The 24548-nt window shown below is 61.1% G+C and carries 11 protein-coding genes and 6 rRNA genes; 13 read left to right on the top strand and 4 right to left on the bottom strand.

The window, feature by feature from the left end; all coding sequences use genetic code 11:
• Positions 1 to 14 precede the first annotated feature (14 nt).
• Positions 15 to 776 carry an SGNH/GDSL hydrolase family protein gene (locus tag QI450_RS15420; RefSeq protein WP_226774134.1) on the top strand — a complete coding sequence of 254 codons (762 nt, stop codon included), beginning with the start codon at positions 15 to 17 and terminating at the stop codon, positions 774 to 776.
• Here the strand turns inward: QI450_RS15420 and QI450_RS15415 are convergent.
• The 3 genes from QI450_RS15415 to QI450_RS15405 all read right to left on the bottom strand — a co-directional run bounded on the left by QI450_RS15415 (position 773) and on the right by QI450_RS15405 (position 3598).
• Entirely contained in the window at positions 773 to 1534 is a 762-nt protein-coding gene (locus QI450_RS15415; RefSeq protein WP_226774133.1) for an FAD:protein FMN transferase, read from the bottom strand. The two genes, QI450_RS15420 and QI450_RS15415, sit on opposite strands and share 4 nt — an antisense overlap.
• 70 nt (positions 1535 to 1604) lie before the next feature.
• Positions 1605 to 2165, bottom strand: a complete 561-nt coding sequence (locus QI450_RS15410) for an FMN-binding protein (protein ID WP_226774132.1) — start codon at positions 2163 to 2165, stop codon at positions 1605 to 1607.
• Positions 2162 to 3598 carry a ferredoxin reductase family protein gene (locus tag QI450_RS15405; RefSeq protein WP_226774131.1) on the bottom strand — a complete coding sequence of 479 codons (1437 nt, stop codon included), beginning with the start codon at positions 3596 to 3598 and terminating at the stop codon, positions 2162 to 2164. Before QI450_RS15405 ends, QI450_RS15410 begins: the two co-directional genes overlap by 4 nt.
• 484 nt (positions 3599 to 4082) lie before the next feature.
• On the opposite strand from QI450_RS15405, the gene rpmB reads away from it, so the two are divergent.
• From rpmB to rrf (QI450_RS15375), 6 genes are all read left to right on the top strand, one after another.
• Positions 4083 to 4319 carry a 50S ribosomal protein L28 gene (rpmB, locus tag QI450_RS15400; protein WP_056342125.1) on the top strand — a complete coding sequence of 79 codons (237 nt, stop codon included), beginning with the start codon at positions 4083 to 4085 and terminating at the stop codon, positions 4317 to 4319.
• Positions 4319 to 4486: a 50S ribosomal protein L33 gene (rpmG, locus tag QI450_RS15395; protein ID WP_011693743.1), complete on the top strand. Its 168-nt coding sequence runs from the start codon at positions 4319 to 4321 to the stop codon at positions 4484 to 4486. The genes rpmB and rpmG overlap by 1 nt, the downstream gene beginning before the upstream one ends.
• Before the next feature lie 4 nt (positions 4487 to 4490).
• Positions 4491 to 4796 (top strand): 30S ribosomal protein S14, encoded by a 306-nt coding sequence (gene rpsN, locus QI450_RS15390; protein WP_011693742.1) that lies wholly within the window; start codon positions 4491 to 4493, stop codon positions 4794 to 4796.
• A gap of 671 nt (positions 4797 to 5467) precedes the next feature.
• A 16S ribosomal RNA gene (locus QI450_RS15385) occupies positions 5468 to 6991 on the top strand.
• 513 nt (positions 6992 to 7504) lie between these two features.
• Positions 7505 to 10639: ribosomal RNA gene (locus QI450_RS15380) — 23S ribosomal RNA — on the top strand.
• A 207-nt stretch (positions 10640 to 10846) separates the two neighbouring features.
• A 5S ribosomal RNA gene (gene rrf / locus QI450_RS15375) occupies positions 10847 to 10963 on the top strand.
• Together the 16S, 23S and 5S rRNA genes form the textbook arrangement of a ribosomal RNA operon.
• A gap of 95 nt (positions 10964 to 11058) precedes the next feature.
• Here rrf (QI450_RS15375) and QI450_RS15370 read toward each other — a convergent pair.
• Complete coding sequence (locus QI450_RS15370; protein ID WP_226775006.1) at positions 11059 to 13482, bottom strand: HAD-IC family P-type ATPase; 2424 nt, start codon at positions 13480 to 13482, stop codon at positions 11059 to 11061.
• Positions 13483 to 14099: 617 nt separating this feature from the next.
• On the opposite strand from QI450_RS15370, the gene QI450_RS15365 reads away from it, so the two are divergent.
• The 6 genes from QI450_RS15365 (at position 14100) to QI450_RS15340 (ending at position 24474) form a co-directional block, all read left to right on the top strand.
• Positions 14100 to 15623: ribosomal RNA gene (locus QI450_RS15365) — 16S ribosomal RNA — on the top strand.
• A 513-nt stretch (positions 15624 to 16136) separates the two neighbouring features.
• A 23S ribosomal RNA gene (locus QI450_RS15360) occupies positions 16137 to 19271 on the top strand.
• Between the two features lie 208 nt (positions 19272 to 19479).
• Positions 19480 to 19596: ribosomal RNA gene (gene rrf / locus QI450_RS15355) — 5S ribosomal RNA — on the top strand.
• A gap of 326 nt (positions 19597 to 19922) precedes the next feature.
• Positions 19923 to 20210, top strand: a complete 288-nt coding sequence (locus QI450_RS15350; RefSeq protein ID WP_024367639.1) for an HU family DNA-binding protein — start codon at positions 19923 to 19925, stop codon at positions 20208 to 20210.
• A 245-nt stretch (positions 20211 to 20455) separates the two neighbouring features.
• On the top strand, positions 20456 to 22516 hold the full coding sequence (locus QI450_RS15345; RefSeq protein ID WP_226775494.1) for a cytochrome c oxidase assembly protein: 2061 nt from the start codon (positions 20456 to 20458) through the stop codon (positions 22514 to 22516).
• Positions 22513 to 24474 carry an NHL domain-containing thioredoxin family protein gene (locus tag QI450_RS15340; protein ID WP_226775195.1) on the top strand — a complete coding sequence of 654 codons (1962 nt, stop codon included), beginning with the start codon at positions 22513 to 22515 and terminating at the stop codon, positions 24472 to 24474. The genes QI450_RS15345 and QI450_RS15340 overlap by 4 nt, the downstream gene beginning before the upstream one ends.
• Positions 24475 to 24548 lie beyond the last annotated feature (74 nt).

Below are 24548 nucleotides of genomic sequence, written 5' to 3'. Positions count from 1 at the left end.
GGCAGACTGGATCCATGGATCTTACGCACCGCTACGTAGCCCTTGGCGACTCCTTCACGGAGGGCGTCGGTGACGAGGACCCCGGCCGTCCCAACGGCGTCCGGGGCTGGGCAGACAGGGTGGCCGAGCAGCTCGGCGCCGCAGATCCGGGCTTCGGGTACGCGAACCTCGCCATCCGTGGCCGGAAGCTCCGCGGGATCATGACCGAACAAATCGACGCCGCCGTGGCACTCAAGCCCACCCTTGTGAGCATTTACGCCGGCGCCAATGACATCTTCCGGCCCAAGGTCGATATCGACAACCTGCTGGTCGACTACGACGCCGGTATCCGCAAGCTCACGGCGACCGGAGCGACAGTGGTGATGTTCACCGGGTTCGATTCCCGCGGCTCAAAGATCTTCGGCACCACCCGCGGCCGCACCGCCATCTACAACGAACTGGTCCGCGGAATCGCCGGGGACCACGGTGCCCTCCTGGTGGATTACTGGCGCTTCAGCGAGTATTACGACTGGGGAATGTGGGCGACGGACCGGATGCATATGTCCCCCGCCGGCCACGCGAACATGGCCAAGCGCTTCCTCGGCGTCCTGGAGCACGACCACTCCATTGAGGTCCCGCCGATGACCCCGGTTCCTGAGCTGAGCCCGGCCGAAGCGGTCCGCGCCAATGCCCGCTGGGTCCGGGAATTCGCCGGGCCGTGGGTGGTGCGCCGGATCACCGGCAGGTCCTCGGGTGACGGACTGGCACCGCGCTACCCCCAGCTCACGCACCTCTAGGCGCGGAAGCCGGGCGTCGCGAGCAGTTCCCCGCCGCCGAGGACTGCCAGCACCTCGACATCCCAGCCGTCCGTCGCCCGGTCCAGCATCTGCTTGCCGCCGGCGACGACCGCCGTTGCCAGCACGTCGGCGGTAAGAATGTCCGGCGCCGCCACCGACACCTGGCGGAATTCGAGGGCGCCGAAGCCGGTGCGGCCGGCACCGGCCCGCCAGATGTGGTTTCCGCGCTCCGCAGTGCCGGATGTCGCGAGTGCGGAGAAACGGCCGGTGCTGCCCAGGGGAAAGCCCGAGAGCAGCATTCCGCGGTTTTGCGGGTCCACGACGCCGGCCTGCCAGGGTATTCCGGTACCCGGCGCTGGTGATCCGCTCACCAGAACGTCGCCGCCGGCGTTCAGGCACCAATCCGTGAGGCCGGCCGCTCCCAGTGCGGCGCCAGCCTGGTCGATGGCGTAGCCCTTGATGATTCCGGAGAGGTCGAGGACACCGTCGGGCCGCTCGGCGGTGAAAAACCCGGCGGTCAGCAGCCGCCAGCCGGCGGCGTCCGCAAAGCGGGCGCGGAAGGCCGCCGAGGTGTCCCGGAGTGTGAGTGCGCCGCGGGCCAGCCGGCTCGCTTCGGAGCCGGGGCGGTACAGGCTGAACGTCTCGTCCAGACCGGTAAAAACGCGTTCGACGGCGGCCGCGGCGCCTGCCAGCGCGGTGGCGCTGTCCGCCGTCCCGGGACCATTCGCCGGCAGGGCGAGGCTGATGACAGTCCCCATGGACCGGAAGTTCGTACTCCTCAGTGCCGGGCCGGTGGCGCCCTGCGCCGGGCTCCCGGCGGGTGAAGGCTTAGAGGTTCGCTGCATCGAGGGCTCCCTGAAGCGACGTCAAATAGGCGTCACTGGTCACGGTTGCGCCGCTGACGGTCTGCACCTGGGCCGACTGGGCCTTGAGCACCGCGGCACGCAGCAGCGGCGCGGCCCGGTTGCTGATCTGCACCGACCTGCGGTCGTCGTCGGTCAGCTGGAGGGCAGTGACATCGGTGATCGCGCCGGCCTTGACGGTGATCTGCACCTGGACGCTGCCGTAGCGGGTTTGGACTGCTTTTCCGGCGAAGGTCCCCGCCGTCGGTGCCGCGGTTCCGGAGCTTCCCGAGGAACCCGGCGAGCCGCTGGCACCGCTGGCACCGGTGGAAGCGCTGGAACCGGTGGAACCGGTTGAGCCGCCCGCGGGGCTGAACCCGGAAGCATCGTTGGTGGGCCCGCCGCTGGTGCCGGTCCCGGACAGCGCAGGCGCCGCGGTGGCTGCCGCGGTGCTCCCCGTATCTGCCACGTGGGCGCCTGACTGCCAGCCGGCCAGGAGGATCCCGGCGGAAGCCAGTGCTGCTGAAACTGCTGCGCGTATTCTCACCAGTCGAACCTTTCGTAGTGGAGCTGGGGTTCGCGGACGCCTGCCGCGCGGGCTTCGCTGATGACACTGCGCGCCCAGGCGGACGGGCCGCAAATGTAAACGTCCGCGTCGGCGATGTCCGGGGCATAGCTGGCCAGCCGGTGTCCGGACCGGAAGGACGACTCGGGCAGCCAGCCCTGCTTCCCGGTGGTACGGGGGCCGGTGAGATGGAACAACGTCGCACCGCGGCGGCGGCAGAGTTCCAGGATTTCCTCGCCGAGATAAAGTCCCGCCTTGTTGTGACCGCGGAGGATCACTGTGGCGTTTCCCGGTTCAAAGGGGGTGCCCTCCAGCAGTGCCCGGATAGGGGTGATTCCAATGCCTGACCCGATCATTACAACGCGGTTCCGGCTGCGGGCCGCTGTACTGAAGAGCCCGTACGGTCCTTCGATGGCTACCCTGGTCCCGGACTTCAAACGTGCCAGCTGCGCGGACCCCCGGCCGAGGTTGCGGACAGTAATCCGCAACCGGCCCCGGCCGGAGGCATCGAACAGCACGGGTTCCGCGGAGAGGCTGAAGGGATGCGGGTGCCACCACGCACCCGGGGAGAGGAACCGCCAAATGAAAAACCGGCCGCCGCTGCCGGCCAGTTCGTCGAGATGGCGGCCGCTCAGTTCGATACTTACGACGCCGGGACCCTCCGTCACCACGCGGCTCACCGTCAGTTGGTGCCGGACGGTCGCCACGATTGGCTCCAGCACGCGGTAGTGGACCAGGGCGGCGCCGGTGGCGATAATCATGGCCAGCCAGTACCAGCGCTGCCAGGTGCCCTCGGCGAAGAGAGCCCCGGTGCTGAACTGATGGGGGATTGCGGTCAGCACCGCCGCGTAGGTCAGCAGGTGAATGGCGTACCAGTATTCGTACGGGAACCGGCGGCGGACCGCCACAAGCGAGGTGACCACAACGGCGATGAACAGTCCGATTGACACGATGGCGAGCCACATGTCCGGGACCAGCACCCAGAGGGACACAAGCTCACTGACCGGATTGAGTCCTTCCGCCATCCCGTAGCCGATGGCGATCAGGATTCCGTGTGCGAGCAGCAAATACAGCGAGGGTTTCCCGAGTTTGCGGTGGAACTCCAGCGCCCGGTCGTGCCCCACGGCGCCGTCGATCAGGGGAGTGCGTGCCGCCAGCAGCAACATCAGCAGCACAAGGTCCATGCCGGCCAGACCGGCGACAATTCCGATGGCCGTGAAGGAGCCGGCCAGGGTCGAGAACCCCGCTGCCCCGCCGTCGGCGAGCCAGAGCGCGATGGACCCGGCCACCGAAGCCCACGCGAGCACGGTCAGTAGGTCCGCCCGGAGCAGCCGGCGCCGTGACTGGCCGCGGAACCGCTCCACTGGAGTGCGGCGGGCCGTGGCCGGCGCGGCGGCCTGGAGTGAGGAGTTCATGGTTCCACCGTCCGTCCGTCGCCTATCAATCTGCTGTGAAAGCCCTAGGGTCCCGATGTGACTTCGCGCCGATCCGGCTGGCGCCCCCTTATACACCTCCGGCTGCCGGATTGGTCTTTAATTCATCAAGCTCGTAGACTTGGTAGGCGCTAGGTGGCGCGGAGCGTGTGCAATTGCTCCGGTTGACGGGATTTGTCTGCAATATCGACAGTCCTGAGGGCCGGTAGTTAGGGGCTCAAGTTGCGTGCACTCCTGTATTCGCCCGGCATCCTGGTACTTCGCGGTGGCTTCCCACAAGGTTTCCTCCGCCCGGTGACCGTGGCCCACAATTTTCGCCGTAGTGAGCAAAGCAGTCGGTTTACGCCCTCTGCCTGAATGCTGCGGAACTACCGAAACCCTGTGGGAGCTGGATGCGGACGCTGCCTGCCGCACGGTTTCGCGGGAACTCCGCAGCCGTTTCATATATTTTTTGAGGAGAGTCGTCATGGCAGCACATTGCCAGGTGACCGGAGCCGAGCCGGGCTTTGGACACAGCATTTCGCACTCGCACCGTCGCAACAAGCGCCGGTTCGACCCGAACATCCAGAAGAAGCGCTACTGGGTTCCGTCCCTGCGCCGTAATGTCACTCTGCAGCTGTCTGCAAAGGGCATCAAGACCATCGACGTGCGTGGCATCGACGTAGTCGTAGCCGCCATCCTGGCACGAGGAGTGAAGCTCTAGTGGCTAAGGACAAGGACGTACGTCCGATCATCAAGCTCAAGTCGACCGCGGGCACGGGTTACACCTACGTGACGCGCAAGAACCGTCGTAACGACCCGGACCGTATGGTTCTGAAGAAGTACGATCCCCGCATCCGCAAGCACGTCGAATTCCGAGAGGAGCGCTAAACACATGGCTAAGAAGTCAATGATCGCTAAGAACGAACAGCGTAAAGTCATCGTCGAGCGTTATGCTGCAAAGCGCCTCGAACTGAAGAAGGCTCTGGTTGACCCCGCGTCGACCGACGAGGCCCGCGAAGCTGCACGCCTCGGCCTGCAGAAGCTGCCCCGCAACGCTTCACCGGTGCGTCTGCGTAACCGCGACATCATCGATGGCCGCCCGCGCGGTACCTTCCAGAAGTTCGGCATCTCCCGTGTTCGCTTCCGCGACATGGCTCACCGCGGTGAGCTCCCGGGCATCACGAAGTCTTCCTGGTAATTCAGCACAGCTGTTGCCAGTAGCTTGAAGTAGGGCCGGCGCCTCTTGGCGCCGGCCCTTCTTGCGTTTAAGCGCTCGACGACGGGTGCCTGGTGTAAGTGGAGCGCGCTGCGGCGTGGTGTGACCCGGTACACAGGGGTGGATTTCCGGGCTGTGGGTGCTGGACGCGGCCGCAGGGGGGCTTGGGTTGCCCGCCGTGGCGGGGTTTTTGGGGGTGTGGGGGTGGTGTGGGGGGTGGATTTGTGTGGGGGTCTGGTGGCGTGTAGAGTAATTCGAGTCGCCGCCGCTGTTGCGGAGAGTTTGCGACCGACCCCCTGATAAACGGCCTGTGAATATGGCGCTCTTTTGAGTGCGTGTTGCGGGTGGGGACCTTCCGGAGTGTTTGTGGATCGCAGGATTGCTGATTTGCAAAGGGTTCCGGGTTCGGGTAAGTTTGAAAAGTTGCTCCGGAGCGATCCATGGCTGTTTTGGTTGTGGTGGTGCCGGGTGTGTCTGTTGTTTGAGAACTCAATAGTGTGCCAAGTTTGTTGATACCAATTTATTGTATTGAATTGGTTGAATTGATCAGGTCCGCCACCCCGTGGTGGGGTCTGGTTTTTACAGCTGGTTTCAAATTTTGTGCAGCTGATGCGTCCCGTTTTCCCGGGGGTGTTGGTTGTGTCTGTTTTACTTCAACGGAGAGTTTGATCCTGGCTCAGGATGAACGCTGGCGGCGTGCTTAACACATGCAAGTCGAACGATGATCCCAGCTTGCTGGGGGATTAGTGGCGAACGGGTGAGTAACACGTGAGTAACCTGCCCTTAACTCTGGGATAAGCCTGGGAAACTGGGTCTAATACCGGATATGACTCCTCATCGCATGGTGGGGGGTGGAAAGCTTTATTGTGGTTTTGGATGGACTCGCGGCCTATCAGCTTGTTGGTGAGGTAATGGCTCACCAAGGCGACGACGGGTAGCCGGCCTGAGAGGGTGACCGGCCACACTGGGACTGAGACACGGCCCAGACTCCTACGGGAGGCAGCAGTGGGGAATATTGCACAATGGGCGAAAGCCTGATGCAGCGACGCCGCGTGAGGGATGACGGCCTTCGGGTTGTAAACCTCTTTCAGTAGGGAAGAAGCGAAAGTGACGGTACCTGCAGAAGAAGCGCCGGCTAACTACGTGCCAGCAGCCGCGGTAATACGTAGGGCGCAAGCGTTATCCGGAATTATTGGGCGTAAAGAGCTCGTAGGCGGTTTGTCGCGTCTGCCGTGAAAGTCCGGGGCTCAACTCCGGATCTGCGGTGGGTACGGGCAGACTAGAGTGATGTAGGGGAGACTGGAATTCCTGGTGTAGCGGTGAAATGCGCAGATATCAGGAGGAACACCGATGGCGAAGGCAGGTCTCTGGGCATTAACTGACGCTGAGGAGCGAAAGCATGGGGAGCGAACAGGATTAGATACCCTGGTAGTCCATGCCGTAAACGTTGGGCACTAGGTGTGGGGGACATTCCACGTTTTCCGCGCCGTAGCTAACGCATTAAGTGCCCCGCCTGGGGAGTACGGCCGCAAGGCTAAAACTCAAAGGAATTGACGGGGGCCCGCACAAGCGGCGGAGCATGCGGATTAATTCGATGCAACGCGAAGAACCTTACCAAGGCTTGACATGAACCGGTAATACCTGGAAACAGGTGCCCCGCTTGCGGTCGGTTTACAGGTGGTGCATGGTTGTCGTCAGCTCGTGTCGTGAGATGTTGGGTTAAGTCCCGCAACGAGCGCAACCCTCGTTCTATGTTGCCAGCGCGTGATGGCGGGGACTCATAGGAGACTGCCGGGGTCAACTCGGAGGAAGGTGGGGACGACGTCAAATCATCATGCCCCTTATGTCTTGGGCTTCACGCATGCTACAATGGCCGGTACAAAGGGTTGCGATACTGTGAGGTGGAGCTAATCCCAAAAAGCCGGTCTCAGTTCGGATTGGGGTCTGCAACTCGACCCCATGAAGTCGGAGTCGCTAGTAATCGCAGATCAGCAACGCTGCGGTGAATACGTTCCCGGGCCTTGTACACACCGCCCGTCAAGTCACGAAAGTTGGTAACACCCGAAGCCGGTGGCCTAACCCCTTGTGGGAGGGAGCTGTCGAAGGTGGGACTGGCGATTGGGACTAAGTCGTAACAAGGTAGCCGTACCGGAAGGTGCGGCTGGATCACCTCCTTTCTAAGGAGCACCTACAGTCACCTTGCCTCATGTATGTGAGTGTGGAGGGGTTGTCAGGAGTACGCCCGTTGCGCAGACGCTAGTTCTGCGGCGGGTGCTCACGGGTGGAATATCAACAAGTAGCGGCCGCTGGTTTTTCCTGCGGCACTTAGTACGGTTCTGCACTTGTGTGGTTCCTGGAACGGTGTGCGGGGGGTGCTGGTGGTTTAGTGTTTGGCACACTGTTGGGTCCTGAGGCAACAGGGGCCGGGTTCCGCGGTTTTCGCTGTGGTGTCCGGTGCTGGTGTTTCTGGTTGTTCCTGGCTGCATCGATCGCACGGTTTGGTCCCTTTGTGGGGGTTGCGTGTGGGGTGTGTGGTACGGGGTTGTTGTTTGAGAACTACATAGTGGACGCGAGCATCTTTTATAAGAAGCAATTTCCAAGAATATGAACCTGGATCTGACCTGGGCGCCTTTGGGTGTGTGGGTTGGTTTTCGTGGTTCTCTCGAAAATTAGCGTTTTTGATCTTTTGTGGTCAAGTTTTTAAGAGCACACGGTGGATGCCTTGGCATTAGGAGCCGAAGAAGGACGTAGGAATCTGCGATAAGCCTGGGGGAGTCGATAACCGGACTGTGATCCCAGGGTGTCCGAATGGGGAAACCCCGCCAGGGGCGCGAGTTGCCTGGTGACCCGCATCTGAACACATAGGGTGCGTGGAGGGAACGCGGGGAAGTGAAACATCTCAGTACCCGCAGGAAGAGAAAACAATAGTGATTCCGTCAGTAGTGGCGAGCGAACGCGGATCAGGCTAAACCGTTCCATGTGTGATAGCCGGCGGGCGTTGCATGGTCGGGGTTGTGGGACTTCCCATTCTGTCTCTGCCGGGACAGTGGGGTGTGTAGTGCAGGCATAGGTGAACGGTCTTGAAAGGCCGGCCAGAGAGGGTGTGAGCCCCGTAACCGAAATGTTGTGCACCGCCCGGGGAGTATCCCAAGTAGCACGGGGCCCGAGAAATCCCGTGTGAATCTGTCAGGACCACCTGATAAGCCTAAATACTCCCTAATGACCGATAGCGGACCAGTACCGTGAGGGAAAGGTGAAAAGTACCCCGGGAGGGGAGTGAAACAGTACCTGAAACCGTGTGCTTACAATCCGTCGGAGCCAGTCTGATTCTGGTGACGGCGTGCCTTTTGAAGAATGAGCCTGCGAGTTAGTGTTACGTCGCGAGGTTAACCCGTGTGGGGAAGCCGTAGCGAAAGCGAGTCTGAATAGGGCGTTGCAGTGGCGTGATCTAGACCCGAAGCGAAGTGATCTACCCATGGCCAGGTTGAAGCGACGGTAAGACGTCGTGGAGGACCGAACCCACTTCAGTTGAAAATGGAGGGGATGAGCTGTGGGTAGGGGTGAAAGGCCAATCAAACTTCGTGATAGCTGGTTCTCCCCGAAATGCATTTAGGTGCAGCGTTGCGTGTTTCTTACCGGAGGTAGAGCTACTGGATGGCTAATGGGCCCTACAAGGTTACTGACGTCAGCCAAACTCCGAATGCCGGTAAGTGAGAGCGCAGCAGTGAGACTGTGGGGGATAAGCTTCATAGTCGAGAGGGAAACAGCCCAGACCACCAACTAAGGCCCCTAAGCGTGTGCTAAGTGGGAAAGGATGTGGAGTTGCGAAGACAACCAGGAGGTTGGCTTAGAAGCAGCCATCCTTAAAAGAGTGCGTAATAGCTCACTGGTCAAGTGATTCCGCGCCGACAATGTAGCGGGGCTCAAGTACACCGCCGAAGTTGTGGATTTCAGATATTAGCTAAGCCGCCCCTTGTGGGTTGGTTCAGGCGTCTGGAGTGGTAGGGGAGCGTCGTGTGGGCAGTGAAGTCGCGGTGTAAACCAGCGGTGGAGCCTACACGAGTGAGAATGCAGGCATGAGTAGCGAAAGACGGGTGAGAAACCCGTCCGCCGAATGATCAAGGGTTCCAGGGTCAAGCTAATCTGCCCTGGGTAAGTCGGGACCTAAGGCGAGGCCGACAGGCGTAGTCGATGGACAACGGGTTGATATTCCCGTACCGGCGAAAAACCGTCCATGTTGAACAGGGGATACTAACTGCCCAATACCTGCCTGACACCCCTTGTGGGTGAAGGGTTTTGGTGGAGCGCGGGACCTGATCCTGGGAGGCAAGCGTATTAACAGGTGTGACGCAGGAAGGTAGCCGAGCCGGGCGATGGTTGTCCCGGTCTAAGGATGTAGGGCGAACGGTAGGCAAATCCGCCGTTCATGATGCCTGAGATCCGATGGGACTCCCGTAAGGGGGGATTCGGTGATCCTATGCTGCCTAGAAAAGCATCGACGCGAGGTTTTAGCCGCCCGTACCCCAAACCGACACAGGTGATCAGGTAGAGAATACTAAGGCGATCGAGAGAATTATGGTTAAGGAACTCGGCAAAATGCCCCCGTAACTTCGGGAGAAGGGGGGCCCCCATCGTGATGGACACAAGCTGTCCGGAGCGTGCAGGGGCCGCAGAGACCAGGGGGAAGCGACTGTTTACTAAAAACACAGGTCCGTGCGAAGTCGCAAGACGATGTATACGGACTGACTCCTGCCCGGTGCTGGAAGGTTAAGAGGACCGGTTAGCCGCAAGGCGAAGCTGAGAATTCAAGCCCCAGTAAACGGCGGTGGTAACTATAACCATCCTAAGGTAGCGAAATTCCTTGTCGGGTAAGTTCCGACCTGCACGAATGGAGTAACGACTTCCCCGCTGTCTCAACCATAAACTCGGCGAAATTGCAGTACGAGTAAAGATGCTCGTTACGCGCAGCAGGACGGAAAGACCCCGAGACCTTTACTATAGTTTGGTATTGGTGTTCGGAGTGGCTTGTGTAGGATAGGTGGGAGACGTTGAAGCCCGGACGCCAGTTCGGGTGGAGTCATCGTTGAAATACCACTCTGGTCACTTTGGACATCTAACTTCGGCCCGTAATCCGGGTCAGGGACAGTGCCTGATGGGTAGTTTAACTGGGGCGGTTGCCTCCTAAAAAGTAACGGAGGCGCCCAAAGGTTCCCTCAGCCTGGTTGGCAATCAGGTGTCGAGTGTAAGTGCACAAGGGAGCTTGACTGTGAGAGAGACATCTCGAGCAGGGACGAAAGTCGGGACTAGTGATCCGGCGGTACATTGTGGAATGGCCGTCGCTCAACGGATAAAAGGTACCTCGGGGATAACAGGCTGATCTTGCCCAAGAGTCCATATCGACGGCATGGTTTGGCACCTCGATGTCGGCTCGTCGCATCCTGGGGCTGGAGTAGGTCCCAAGGGTTGGGCTGTTCGCCCATTAAAGCGGTACGCGAGCTGGGTTTAGAACGTCGTGAGACAGTTCGGTCCCTATCCGCTGCGCGCGCAGGAAATTTGAGAAGGGCTGTCCTTAGTACGAGAGGACCGGGACGGACGAACCTCTGGTGTGTCAGTTGTACTGCCAAGTGCACCGCTGATTAGCTACGTTCGGATGGGATAACCGCTGAAAGCATCTAAGCGGGAAGCTCGCTTCGAGATGAGATTTCCATACACCTTGTGTGTGAGAGGCCCCCAGCCAGACCACTGGGTTGATAGGCCGGATGTGGAAGCGAGGACTAACGACTCGTGAAGCTGACCGGTACTAATAGGCCGATAACTTACACCACACACCACCTGGACAAACCAATCCTTCAAAAGAGGTTTGCCCATCAAGGGTGGTACAAAGATAACAAGACTGCTTGCGTCCACTATGTGGTTCCCAACCAACAAACCCGTTGCGTGAGGAACAAAACACAACAACACAACAACACCACAGTTGTAACCACAGATTTCCCACCACCACGCCCAGGCGCGGAACGGTGCGGACACAAAGTTACGGCGGTCATAGCGTGGGGGAAACGCCCGGTCCCATTCCGAACCCGGAAGCTAAGACCCACAGCGCCGATGGTACTGCACCCGGGAGGGTGTGGGAGAGTAGGTCACCGCCGGAACATCATTAAACGGTCGAGGACCCCCAACCACGTTGGGGGTCCTCCCGCATTTAACACCCCACCCAAAAACACCCCCACCGGGAACCCCACCCGGCTCAGCGGGGAAACCGCCGCCCATCAATCCACGCCAGGAGCTCGACGGCCAGCCCGCCGCCAACCGCGGCTATGACGGCTGCCCACAACATGTCGGCCGGAGGCAAGGCCAGGTGGAAGAAGTCCTGGGCCAGTGGCACGTTGAGCAGGAGCACTAGGCCGGCACACATCCCCAGTAGCACTGCCAGCTTCCTGGCATCGAGCGGGCGGGAGACCACCGCGAGAATCCACAACCCGATCACCGCGAGGGTAAGGACCGACGCCGACTGCAGCGACTCCGGAGCGGCCCCGGCAGCCCCGAGGGAACCCGCGTACAGGTTCAAGCCCAGCAGCGAGGCGGCGACGACGAGTCCGGCGGGGATGGAGAACGACAAAGACCTTCGAAGGAACCCCGGCCGGTAGCGGCGGCGATTGGCCATCAGCGCTAGAAAGAATGAGGGGATCCCGATCGTGAGGCCGTCGGTGAAAGACAGTTGTCGCGGCAGGAAGGGAAACTGCAGATTAAGGAGGCCGAAGCCGACCGCGATCGCGATCGAATAGGCCGTCTTGCTGAGGAACAACTTCGACACACGCTCAACGTTGGCGATCACCCGGCGGCCCTCGGCCACCACACCGGGCAGCCGGTCGAAGCGTCCGTCCAGCAGCACCAGCCGGGCCACGGCCTTTGTGGCAGGCGCGGCGGAGTTCATTGCTATGCCAAGGTCTGCCTCTTTTAGCGCCAGCACGTCGTTGACACCGTCGCCGGTCATCGCGACTGTATGGCCGCGGCGCTGAAGTGCTGCCACCATATCCTTTTTCTGCTTCGGACTGACCCGGCCGAAGACGTTATTGCCCTCCATGACCTCTTCCAGCAGCGCCGGGTGGTCGGGGAGCTGCCGGGCATCGTAGCCCTCCCCGACGTCCAGGCCCACGGAGCGCGCAATCGCAGCGACCGTCCGGGGATCGTCCCCCGAGATGATCTTCAGTTCAACACCCTCGTTGCGGAAGTAGTCCAGCGTCTGTCGGGCATCGGCGCGGATCTGTTCCCGAAACGTGAGCACAACGACGGGTTTCACCCGTGCCGGCAGTGTTGCGTCCTTGGCAGTCATGGCGGTGCCGTCCGCGTAAGCCAGGACGACGGTCCGCAACCCGGAAGCGGCGAGCCGTCCGGCCTTGCCCAGGGCGTCCTCGGTCGACGGCGCCGCGCTGCCGCCGCCGGAGCTGTCGGCCAGCACAATTTCCGGGGCGCCCAGGATCCAGGAGCACGGGCTTGTCCCTCCGCCGTCGAACGTCACGGAACTCCACTTCCGTGCGGAAGAGAACGGGACCGACGAGACCGCCGGCGTTCCGCCGTTGTGCTCAAAATCCGACTCCAGGCAGCGCGACGTCGCGTTTGCCTCCGGATCCGCAGCGAACCAGCCCAGGGCGTGCTCCCACCCGGGTTCAGCGGATCCGGCCAGCTCGTGAACGCCGTCGAAGATGATGCTGCCTTCGGTGAGTGTCCCGGTCTTGTCCAGGCAGAGGACATCAACGCGCGCCAGGCCCTCGACCGCGGCCAGTTCCTGGATAAGAACCTTGTTGCCCGCCATCCGGACGCCGCCGACGGCGAAAGCAACGCTCGAGAGCAGCACCAGTCCCAGCGGAACCATGGCGATGACACTCGCGATCACCCCCACCAGGGCGGAGGTCCAGGCCCCACTGGCGATGGCGGCTTCCCAGCCGCCCCTCGACTGCATTTCACCGTTGGCAACGATGAGGGCAACCGGCAGCAGCGCCCAGGTCAGCCAGCGCAGGATCCGGTTGAGGCTGTTGCGGATCTCAGAGTTGACCAGCGAGAACCGCTTCGCATCGGCGGCGAGCCTGCTGGAAAAGGACTCAGCGCCCACCCGGACCACCCGCGCCGTGCCGCGTCCGGCGACAATGATCGAGCCGGAGAGTACTTCAGTCCCCGCATCCTTGTCCACGGGGTCCGACTCCCCGGTGAGAAGGGATTCATCGGACTCCAGCCCCCCGCTCTCAAGGACTGACGCATCGGCTGTGACCTGGTCGCCGGCCCGCAGGACCAGGACATCGTCAAGTACGACGTCGGCAGTCGGGATCTCCTGCACCGTACCGTCGCGCAGTACCCGGGCCAGGGGGGCCTCGAGGACGGCAAGGCGGTCCAGGGACCGTTTGGCGCGATACTCCTGCACAACACCGATGACGGCGTTGCCGGCAGCAGCCAGCCCAAAAAGAGCGTCCTGCCAGCTCCCCAGCAGGAGCAGGAGAATAAAGCTTGTGCCCACGATCGCATTGAAAAGGGTCAGCACGTTTGCGCGGACGATTTCCCAGAGGCTGCGGCTGGTTGCGTCCGGCAGACGGTTGTCGAGGCCGCTGCTCATCCGGGAGGCTACGTCGCCACGGGAGAGGCCACTGGCGGCCGGTCCGGACACACGACGATGGAGCATGCCTGGTCCTTGGCGCCGGTGTTCTGCCATCATCTCCTGATCGTAACTGCAGGTGCCCCGGTTTGAGGTGACGGAGCACACAGGTAGCGGGTTTGGCCGAGGTGGGCTGTTGGCCCCTGGCGGGGCGTCTGTTTTTGGTGTGGTGGCGGGGTTTTTGGGGGTGTGGGGGTGGTGTGGGGGGTGGATTTGTGTGGGGGTCTGGTGGCGTGTAAAGTAATTCGAGTCGCCGCCGCTGTTGCGGAGAGTTTGCGACCGACCCCCTGATAAACGGCCTGTGAATATGGCGCTCTTTTGAGTGCGTGTTGCGGGTGGGGACCTTCCGGAGTGTTTGTGGATCGCAGGATTGCTGATTTGCAAAGGGTTCCGGGTTCGGGTAAGTTTGAAAAGTTGCTCCGGAGCGATCCATGGCTGTTTTGGTTGTGGTGGTGCCGGGTGTGTCTGTTGTTTGAGAACTCAATAGTGTGCCAAGTTTGTTGATACCAATTTATTGTATTGAATTGGTTGAATTGATCAGGTCCGCCACCCCGTGGTGGGGTCTGGTTTTTACAGCTGGTTTCAAATTTTGTGCAGCTGATGCGTCCCGTTTTCCCGGGGGTGTTGGTTGTGTCTGTTTTACTTCAACGGAGAGTTTGATCCTGGCTCAGGATGAACGCTGGCGGCGTGCTTAACACATGCAAGTCGAACGATGATCCCAGCTTGCTGGGGGATTAGTGGCGAACGGGTGAGTAACACGTGAGTAACCTGCCCTTAACTCTGGGATAAGCCTGGGAAACTGGGTCTAATACCGGATATGACTCCTCATCGCATGGTGGGGGGTGGAAAGCTTTATTGTGGTTTTGGATGGACTCGCGGCCTATCAGCTTGTTGGTGAGGTAATGGCTCACCAAGGCGACGACGGGTAGCCGGCCTGAGAGGGTGACCGGCCACACTGGGACTGAGACACGGCCCAGACTCCTACGGGAGGCAGCAGTGGGGAATATTGCACAATGGGCGAAAGCCTGATGCAGCGACGCCGCGTGAGGGATGACGGCCTTCGGGTTGTAAACCTCTTTCAGTAGGGAAGAAGCGAAAGTGACGGTACCTGCAGAAGAAGCGCCGGCTAACTACGTGCCAGCAGCCGCGGTAATACGTAGGGCGCAAGCGTTATCCGGAATTATTGGGCGTAAAGAGCTCGTAGGCGGTTTGTCGCGTCTGCCGTGAAAGTCCGGGGCTCAACTCCGGATCTGCGGTGGGTACGGGCAGACTAGAGTGATGTAGGGGAGACTGGAATTCCTGGTGTAGCGGTGAAATGCGCAGATATCAGGAGGAACACCGATGGCGAAGGCAGGTCTCTGGGCATTAACTGACGCTGAGGAGCGAAAGCATGGGGAGCGAACAGGATTAGATACCCTGGTAGTCCATGCCGTAAACGTTGGGCACTAGGTGTGGGGGACATTCCACGTTTTCCGCGCCGTAGCTAACGCATTAAGTGCCCCGCCTGGGGAGTACGGCCGCAAGGCTAAAACTCAAAGGAATTGACGGGGGCCCGCACAAGCGGCGGAGCATGCGGATTAATTCGATGCAACGCGAAGAACCTTACCAAGGCTTGACATGAACCGGTAATACCTGGAAACAGGTGCCCCGCTTGCGGTCGGTTTACAGGTGGTGCATGGTTGTCGTCAGCTCGTGTCGTGAGATGTTGGGTTAAGTCCCGCAACGAGCGCAACCCTCGTTCTATGTTGCCAGCGCGTGATGGCGGGGACTCATAGGAGACTGCCGGGGTCAACTCGGAGGAAGGTGGGGACGACGTCAAATCATCATGCCCCTTATGTCTTGGGCTTCACGCATGCTACAATGGCCGGTACAAAGGGTTGCGATACTGTGAGGTGGAGCTAATCCCAAAAAGCCGGTCTCAGTTCGGATTGGGGTCTGCAACTCGACCCCATGAAGTCGGAGTCGCTAGTAATCGCAGATCAGCAACGCTGCGGTGAATACGTTCCCGGGCCTTGTACACACCGCCCGTCAAGTCACGAAAGTTGGTAACACCCGAAGCCGGTGGCCTAACCCCTTGTGGGAGGGAGCTGTCGAAGGTGGGACTGGCGATTGGGACTAAGTCGTAACAAGGTAGCCGTACCGGAAGGTGCGGCTGGATCACCTCCTTTCTAAGGAGCACCTACAGTCACCTTGCCTCATGTATGTGAGTGTGGAGGGGTTGTCAGGAGTACGCCCGTTGCGCAGACGCTAGTTCTGCGGCGGGTGCTCACGGGTGGAATATCAACAAGTAGCGGCCGCTGGTTTTTCCTGCGGCACTTAGTACGGTTCTGCACTTGTGTGGTTCCTGGAACGGTGTGCGGGGGGTGCTGGTGGTTTAGTGTTTGGCACACTGTTGGGTCCTGAGGCAACAGGGGCCGGGTTCCGCGGTTTTCGCTGTGGTGTCCGGTGCTGGTGTTTCTGGTTGTTCCTGGCTGCATCGATCGCACGGTTTGGTCCCTTTGTGGGGGTTGCGTGTGGGGTGTGTGGTACGGGGTTGTTGTTTGAGAACTACATAGTGGACGCGAGCATCTTTTATAAGAAGCAATTTCCAAGAATATGAACCTGGATCTGACCTGGGCGCCTTTGGGTGTGTGGGTTGGTTTTCGTGGTTCTCTCGAAAATTAGCGTTTTTGATCTTTTGTGGTCAAGTTTTTAAGAGCACACGGTGGATGCCTTGGCATTAGGAGCCGAAGAAGGACGTAGGAATCTGCGATAAGCCTGGGGGAGTCGATAACCGGACTGTGATCCCAGGGTGTCCGAATGGGGAAACCCCGCCAGGGGCGCGAGTTGCCTGGTGACCCGCATCTGAACACATAGGGTGCGTGGAGGGAACGCGGGGAAGTGAAACATCTCAGTACCCGCAGGAAGAGAAAACAATAGTGATTCCGTCAGTAGTGGCGAGCGAACGCGGATCAGGCTAAACCGTTCCATGTGTGATAGCCGGCGGGCGTTGCATGGTCGGGGTTGTGGGACTTCCCATTCTGTCTCTGCCGGGACAGTGGGGTGTGTAGTGCAGGCATAGGTGAACGGTCTTGAAAGGCCGGCCAGAGAGGGTGTGAGCCCCGTAACCGAAATGTTGTGCACCGCCCGGGGAGTATCCCAAGTAGCACGGGGCCCGAGAAATCCCGTGTGAATCTGTCAGGACCACCTGATAAGCCTAAATACTCCCTAATGACCGATAGCGGACCAGTACCGTGAGGGAAAGGTGAAAAGTACCCCGGGAGGGGAGTGAAACAGTACCTGAAACCGTGTGCTTACAATCCGTCGGAGCCAGTCTGATTCTGGTGACGGCGTGCCTTTTGAAGAATGAGCCTGCGAGTTAGTGTTACGTCGCGAGGTTAACCCGTGTGGGGAAGCCGTAGCGAAAGCGAGTCTGAATAGGGCGTTGCAGTGGCGTGATCTAGACCCGAAGCGAAGTGATCTACCCATGGCCAGGTTGAAGCGACGGTAAGACGTCGTGGAGGACCGAACCCACTTCAGTTGAAAATGGAGGGGATGAGCTGTGGGTAGGGGTGAAAGGCCAATCAAACTTCGTGATAGCTGGTTCTCCCCGAAATGCATTTAGGTGCAGCGTTGCGTGTTTCTTACCGGAGGTAGAGCTACTGGATGGCTAATGGGCCCTACAAGGTTACTGACGTCAGCCAAACTCCGAATGCCGGTAAGTGAGAGCGCAGCAGTGAGACTGTGGGGGATAAGCTTCATAGTCGAGAGGGAAACAGCCCAGACCACCAACTAAGGCCCCTAAGCGTGTGCTAAGTGGGAAAGGATGTGGAGTTGCGAAGACAACCAGGAGGTTGGCTTAGAAGCAGCCATCCTTAAAAGAGTGCGTAATAGCTCACTGGTCAAGTGATTCCGCGCCGACAATGTAGCGGGGCTCAAGTACACCGCCGAAGTTGTGGATTTCAGATATTAGCTAAGCCGCCCCTTGTGGGTTGGTTCAGGCGTCTGGAGTGGTAGGGGAGCGTCGTGTGGGCAGTGAAGTCGCGGTGTAAACCAGCGGTGGAGCCTACACGAGTGAGAATGCAGGCATGAGTAGCGAAAGACGGGTGAGAAACCCGTCCGCCGAATGATCAAGGGTTCCAGGGTCAAGCTAATCTGCCCTGGGTAAGTCGGGACCTAAGGCGAGGCCGACAGGCGTAGTCGATGGACAACGGGTTGATATTCCCGTACCGGCGAAAAACCGTCCATGTTGAACAGGGGATACTAACTGCCCGAGACCTGCCTGACACCCCTTGTGGGTGAAGGGTTTTGGTGGAGCGCGGGACCTGATCCTGGGAGGCAAGCGTATTAACAGGTGTGACGCAGGAAGGTAGCCGAGCCGGGCGATGGTTGTCCCGGTCTAAGGATGTAGGGCGAACGGTAGGCAAATCCGCCGTTCATGATGCCTGAGATCCGATGGGACTCCCGTAAGGGGGGATTCGGTGATCCTATGCTGCCTAGAAAAGCATCGACGCGAGGTTTTAGCCGCCCGTACCCCAAACCGACACAGGTGATCAGGTAGAGAATACTAAGGCGATCGAGAGAATTATGGTTAAGGAACTCGGCAAAATGCCCCCGTAACTTCGGGAGAAGGGGGGCCCCCATCGTGATGGACACAAGCTGTCCGGAGCGTGCAGGGGCCGCAGAGACCAGGGGGAAGCGACTGTTTACTAAAAACACAGGTCCGTGCGAAGTCGCAAGACGATGTATACGGACTGACTCCTGCCCGGTGCTGGAAGGTTAAGAGGACCGGTTAGCCGCAAGGCGAAGCTGAGAATTCAAGCCCCAGTAAACGGCGGTGGTAACTATAACCATCCTAAGGTAGCGAAATTCCTTGTCGGGTAAGTTCCGACCTGCACGAATGGAGTAACGACTTCCCCGCTGTCTCAACCATAAACTCGGCGAAATTGCAGTACGAGTAAAGATGCTCGTTACGCGCAGCAGGACGGAAAGACCCCGAGACCTTTACTATAGTTTGGTATTGGTGTTCGGAGTGGCTTGTGTAGGATAGGTGGGAGACGTTGAAGCCCGGACGCCAGTTCGGGTGGAGTCATCGTTGAAATACCACTCTGGTCACTTTGGACATCTAACTTCGGCCCGTAATCCGGGTCAGGGACAGTGCCTGATGGGTAGTTTAACTGGGGCGGTTGCCTCCTAAAAAGTAACGGAGGCGCCCAAAGGTTCCCTCAGCCTGGTTGGCAATCAGGTGTCGAGTGTAAGTGCACAAGGGAGCTTGACTGTGAGAGAGACATCTCGAGCAGGGACGAAAGTCGGGACTAGTGATCCGGCGGTACATTGTGGAATGGCCGTCGCTCAACGGATAAAAGGTACCTCGGGGATAACAGGCTGATCTTGCCCAAGAGTCCATATCGACGGCATGGTTTGGCACCTCGATGTCGGCTCGTCGCATCCTGGGGCTGGAGTAGGTCCCAAGGGTTGGGCTGTTCGCCCATTAAAGCGGTACGCGAGCTGGGTTTAGAACGTCGTGAGACAGTTCGGTCCCTATCCGCTGCGCGCGCAGGAAATTTGAGAAGGGCTGTCCTTAGTACGAGAGGACCGGGACGGACGAACCTCTGGTGTGTCAGTTGTACTGCCAAGTGCACCGCTGATTAGCTACGTTCGGATGGGATAACCGCTGAAAGCATCTAAGCGGGAAGCTCGCTTCGAGATGAGATTTCCATACACCTTGTGTGTGAGAGGCCCCCAGCCAGACCACTGGGTTGATAGGCCGGATGTGGAAGCGAGGACTAACGACTCGTGAAGCTGACCGGTACTAATAGGCCGATAACTTACACCACACACCACCTGGACAAACCAATCCTTCAAAAGAGGTTTGCCCATCAAGGGTGGTACAAAGATAACAAGACTGCTTGCGTCCACTATGTGGTTCCCAACCAACAAACCCGTTGCGTGAGGAACAAAAACACAACAACACAACAACACCACAGTTGTAACCACAGATTTCCCACCACCACGCCCAGGCGCGGAACGGTGCGGACACAAAGTTACGGCGGTCATAGCGTGGGGGAAACGCCCGGTCCCATTCCGAACCCGGAAGCTAAGACCCACAGCGCCGATGGTACTGCACCCGGGAGGGTGTGGGAGAGTAGGTCACCGCCGGAACATCATTACACGGTCGAGGACCCCCAACCACGTTGGGGGTCCTCCCGCATTTAACACCCCACCCAAAAACACCCCCACCGGGAACCCCACCCGGCTCAGCGGGGAAACCGCCGCCCATCAATCCACGCCAGGAGCTCGACGGCGTGGGCCGTTGTTGGCGAAATCGGGGTCGGAAAGGCCCTGATTCCGGGTTTTTTCCTCAAAAAAGGCCGAAAACACGCGGAATTTGCCGCCTCGACCGCGGCAAGCTGGTAAGTTTTCGAACAGTGGCTTGTGCGCATGCCGTGTGCAGGCTCCAAAAATCATGACCGTCCAGGAGGACATAAATGGCTAAGAACCGTAGTGAACTTGTTGCAGAGGTAGCAGGCAAGGCCGGCACCAGCCAGGCAGCCGTCAACTCCGTGCTGGATGCATTGTTCGAGGTCTTCGAGACCTCTGTCGCCGCCGGCGAGAAGATCACCATCCCGGGCTGGCTTGCAGTTGAGCGCACCGACCGTGCCGCTCGCACCGGCCGCAACCCGCAGACGGGCGAGACCATCCAGATCGCCGCGGGCCACAGCGTCAAGCTGACCGCCGGCTCCAAGCTGAAGGCTGCGGTTTCCAAGAAGAAGTAGCTTTCCATAAAGGCTTAAAAGGAGCGGCGACCCATTGGGTCGCCGCTCCTTTTTCCTTGGGGCCCGGCTCCGGCGGCCATACCGAGGCGGCTGGGACGGCGCTCGATTCGGTGAGCAGGCGGGGCGTAGCGGACAATGGAGCTGTGCCTTCCGCAGCAAAACCCCGCCCCGCCGCCGCCGCTCCTGCCCCTACGGGGGGAGCGCGAAGTGCTGTTGCGGGCCCTGCAGCTGTCTCCAGGGGTTGGCTGTACGCCGGACTCGCCGCGTTGTTCCTCGGCCTTGTGGCGGCCCTGCTGTTCTCCGGCGCCGCTGCAGCGCGGTCGGTCTCCGACCCGGGCGCCATGGTGCGCTGGGGCCTGCCGGTCAGCAAGGCAGTGCATAACGTCTCGCTTGCCACCGTGATCGGCGGATTGCTGTTCGCCGTCGGCGTCCTGCCGCGGTCCTTCGCCGGGTCCCGTTCCAAGGCACCGGACGCCCCGGAGCATCCTGCCTTCAGCCGCGCGCTGGCTGTCGCCGCCGCCGCGGGGGCCCTCTGGACATTGTCAGCGGTTGCCGTGCTCGTAATGAGCTACTCGGACATCGCCGGCCAACCGATCTCCGGTGATCCGGAATTCACCCGCTCTTTGGTCTACTTTATGACGGACATCGAAACCGGCCGCGCCTGGCTGGCCGTTGTCATCATCGCAGCCGTGGTCACCACTGCGCTCTTCGGCGTCCGCTCGATGGGAGGACTGGCGGCAACCCTGGTTCTCTCGCTGGTCGGGCTCGTCCCATCGGCGCTGATCGGCCACTCCGCCAGTTCGGCTGATCATGAAGGTGCCATTAACTCGCTCGGGCTGCATCTGGTTGGGGTCTCGGCCTGGGTGGGGGGCATCATCACCCTGGCCTTGCTCTCCGGCGTGCTGGGCGGCACAACGGCGGAGCGGGCGGCCGGTGGCCGCCGGGACATCACCGAGCCGACGCTCAGGCGCTTCTCCGCACTGGCGGGCTTCGCCTTCATCATGGTCTTCGCCTCCGGGGTGATCAACGCCAGCATCCGCCTCACGTCCTGGAACAATCTCCTCGGTTCTTCCTATGGGCAGTTGATCCTGGCCAAGGCAGCGGCCACCCTGGTCCTTGGCGGCATCGGACTAATGCACCGGCGGTGGGTGATCCCGCAGCTCGGTAGCCACGCCGGCGGCCTGTCCGCCCGTCGTGTGCTCTGGCAGCTTGTGGTGGCTGAGCTGCTGATCATGGGCGCGACATCGGGCATCGCCGTCGCGCTTGGCCGATCGGCACCGCCGCAAGATCCGGCCCTGTTGCCGGCCGCCTCGCCGGCCTTCATTCTGTCCGGCTACGAACTGCCACCGGAGCTCACCCCGGAGCGCTGGCTGACAGAGTGGCGTCCTGACTGGCTGTGGCTCACTGCGGCGGCCTTTGGCCTCGCCGCCTACATCCTGGGCCTGCGGAAAATCCGCCGGCGTGGGGATTCCTGGTCCTGGTTCCGGGCAGTCAATTGGGTGATCGGGCTTGTGCTCTTGAGCTATGTGACTTCCGGCCCGCCAGCCGTCTACGGCCGGGTGATGTTCTCCGCGCACATGGTGGACCACATGGCACTGACCATGGTGGTTCCCATCTTCCTGGTCCTCGGGGCCCCCATAACGTTGGCACTGCGTGCGCTGACGCCGCGACGGGACAGCTCCCGCGGCCCGCGCGAGTGGCTGCTTATCTTCATCCATTCGAAGTTCTCCCAGCTCGTGACGCATCCGCTGTTCGCCGCCGCCAACTTTGCCGGTTCGATCGTGTTGTTCTACTACTCGGATGCGTTTGGTTACGCGATGCGCGACCACGTGGGTCACGAGCTGATGAACCTGCATTTCGCCCTCACCGGCTACATCTTTGTGCTGACCATGCTCGGAACCGACCCGTTGCCCCGGCGTGCGCCCTACCCGATGCGGCTGCTGCTGCTGCTGGCCACGATGGGTTTTCACGCTTTCTTCGGTGTAGCGATCATGGGCGGTACCGGGCTGCTGGCCGCGGACTACTTCGGCAACCTGGGCCGGGCCTGGGGCCCTTCAGCGCTGCTGGACCAGCAGATGGGCGGCGCGGTGGCCTGGGGCATCGGCGAGGTGCCCACCTTGCTGGTGGCGATCGGCGTCGCCGTGATGTGGTCCCGTTCCGACGCGCGCGAGTCGAAGCGCACCGACCGGGCGGCGGACCGGAATAACAACGCCGATCTCACTGCTTACAACGATATGTTTGCCAAGTTGGCCGAGCGCGATGCCCGGCTGGACGAACGCAGCTCAAAGCTGGAAGGACGCTCATGACCGAAACTGTACGCACCCACCTCCGGGTCCGGGCCTCCGAACTGGTGGGCCGCAACTGGCTCAACACCGGCGGCAAGTCACTGGACCTGGAATCCCTGCGCGGCAAAATCGTGCTGCTGGACTTCTGGACCTTCTGCTGCATCAACTGCCTGCACGTACTTGACGAACTCCGCCCGCTGGAACAGCGGTACTCCGATGTACTCGTCACCGTCGGGGTGCATTCTCCCAAGTTCGAGCACGAGGCGGATCCGGTGGCCTTGGCGGCTGCCGTCGAACGTTATGAGATCAGCCACCCGGTCCTCGATGATCCAGAGTTGGACACTTGGAAGGCCTACACGGCCCGGGCCTGGCCCACCCTGGTGGTCATTGACCCAGAGGGCTACATCGTGGCGCACCTCTCCGGTGAAGGCCACGCGGATGGTCTCGCCGTTCTGATTCCGGAGCTGATTGCCGAGCACGAAGCCAAGGGCACGCTGCACCGGGGCGACGGCCCCTATGTGGCGCCGGAGCCGACGTCGGACACCCTGAGGTTTCCGGGCAAGGCCCTGTACCTTCCCGCTGGCCGTGGCGCCGGAGATGCTTCGGAAGCAGGTTCCTGGCTCGTCACCGACACCGGGCACCACCGCCTGGTAGAACTCTCCACTGACTTCCAGACTGTGCTTGCCACCTACGGGTCCGGCGAGAAGGGCCATGCCGACGGTAACGCCGCTGCGGCCCGCTTCAACGAACCGCAGGGTCTGGTGCTGCTCCCGGCGGATGCCGCGGCGGCGGCAGGGTACGACGTCGTTATCGCCGATTCCGTGAACCACCGCCTGCGCGGGCTGTCCCTGGCCGACGGAGCCGTCAGCACCTTGGCCGGCAACGGCGTGCAGCGGCTGCTGGAGACCGGACCGGCCCGGGTGGATGAGGAAGGCGCCGCCTATGGCGCCCGGCTCGAGGCGGATCCGCTGCGCGTTTCGCTCAGCTCGCCCTGGGACGTTGTCTGGTCCAGCAAACTCAACGCCGTGGTGGTCGCCATGGCCGGGGTGCACCAGATCTTCAGCTTCGACCCGCGCTCCGGCGCCGTGTCCATCATCGCCGGAAATGGCCTCGAGGGACTCCTTGACGGCCCGGCGGCGGAAGCATGGTTCGCCCAGTCCTCAGGCCTCGCCGAGGACACCGAGGGCAACATCTGGGTGGCGGACTCGGAAACCTCAGCGCTGCGTAAGCTCATAGTCGGCGACGGCGGCGCCATCACCGTCGAGTCGGCCATCGGCAAGGGCCTGTTCGACTTCGGCTTCCGCGACGGGCAGGCCGCCGAGGCCCGGCTGCAGCACCCGCTGGGTGTGACGGTACTGCCGGACGGCTCGGTAGCCATCGCAGACACCTACAACGGTGCGGTCCGCCGCTATGACCCGGTCGCGGGCACCGTCTCCACCCTGGCGCGTGGGCTCTCGGAACCCTCTGACGTGATTGTGGACCACACCCAGGTGGCCGGCGCCGAGCCGCTCCTGGTAGTGGTGGAAGCGAACAAGCACCAACTGGTTTATGTTCCCATCCCCAAGGAAGCGCAACAGGTGGACGAGGGCGCAGCCCAGACCCAGCGGCCCAAGAGCCCGGTGGCGCCCGGGCAGCTTGAGCTCACCGTCCGCTTCACAGCCCCCACCGGCCAGAAACTGGACCACCGCTGGGGCGACCCCACCCAGTTGAAGATCTCCTCCACCCCGCCGGAACTGCTGGTGGCCGGCGGGGGGACTTCGGTGGGCCTGATGCGCACCCTGGAACTAGCCTCCGACGTTCCGGAAGGTGTCCTGCATATTACCGCCCGCGCCGCTGCCTGCGACGGACCCGAGGAAGCTGACGGGGAGATCCCGGACCACGCCGCCTGCCACCTTTACCAGCAGGACTGGGGCATCCCGGTGCTGCTGCGGGCCGACGGCGACACCGAACTGGTGCTGGACCTGCGCGGGGTGGACTGAAGTGCTGGCTGGTGCCGCCGGACGGAATGTGCCCGGCCCTCCGTGCAGGGTGCGGGCGTCCGGGACCAGGATGC

This window comes from Arthrobacter sp. EM1 (genome assembly GCF_029964055.1).
Lineage (GTDB): Bacteria > Actinomycetota > Actinomycetes > Actinomycetales > Micrococcaceae > Arthrobacter.
This window is presented reverse-complemented; position numbering and strand designations above follow the sequence as displayed.

What these genes read in the sequence shown, in the direction of transcription:
- QI450_RS15415 (WP_226774133.1), bottom strand. Translation starts at nt 1,534, where the DNA reads ATGGGGACTGTCATCAGCCTCGCCCTGCCGGCGAATGGTCCCGGGACG.
- rpsN (WP_011693742.1), top strand. Translation starts at nt 4,491, where the DNA reads ATGGCTAAGAAGTCAATGATCGCTAAGAACGAACAGCGTAAAGTCATC.
- QI450_RS15370 (WP_226775006.1), bottom strand. Translation starts at nt 13,482, where the DNA reads ATGCTCCATCGTCGTGTGTCCGGACCGGCCGCCAGTGGCCTCTCCCGT.
- QI450_RS15340 (WP_226775195.1), top strand. Translation starts at nt 22,513, where the DNA reads ATGACCGAAACTGTACGCACCCACCTCCGGGTCCGGGCCTCCGAACTG.
- QI450_RS15420 (WP_226774134.1), top strand. Translation starts at nt 15, where the DNA reads ATGGATCTTACGCACCGCTACGTAGCCCTTGGCGACTCCTTCACGGAG.
- rpmB (WP_056342125.1), top strand. Translation starts at nt 4,083, where the DNA reads ATGGCAGCACATTGCCAGGTGACCGGAGCCGAGCCGGGCTTTGGACAC.
- QI450_RS15405 (WP_226774131.1), bottom strand. Translation starts at nt 3,598, where the DNA reads ATGAACTCCTCACTCCAGGCCGCCGCGCCGGCCACGGCCCGCCGCACT.
- QI450_RS15350 (WP_024367639.1), top strand. Translation starts at nt 19,923, where the DNA reads ATGGCTAAGAACCGTAGTGAACTTGTTGCAGAGGTAGCAGGCAAGGCC.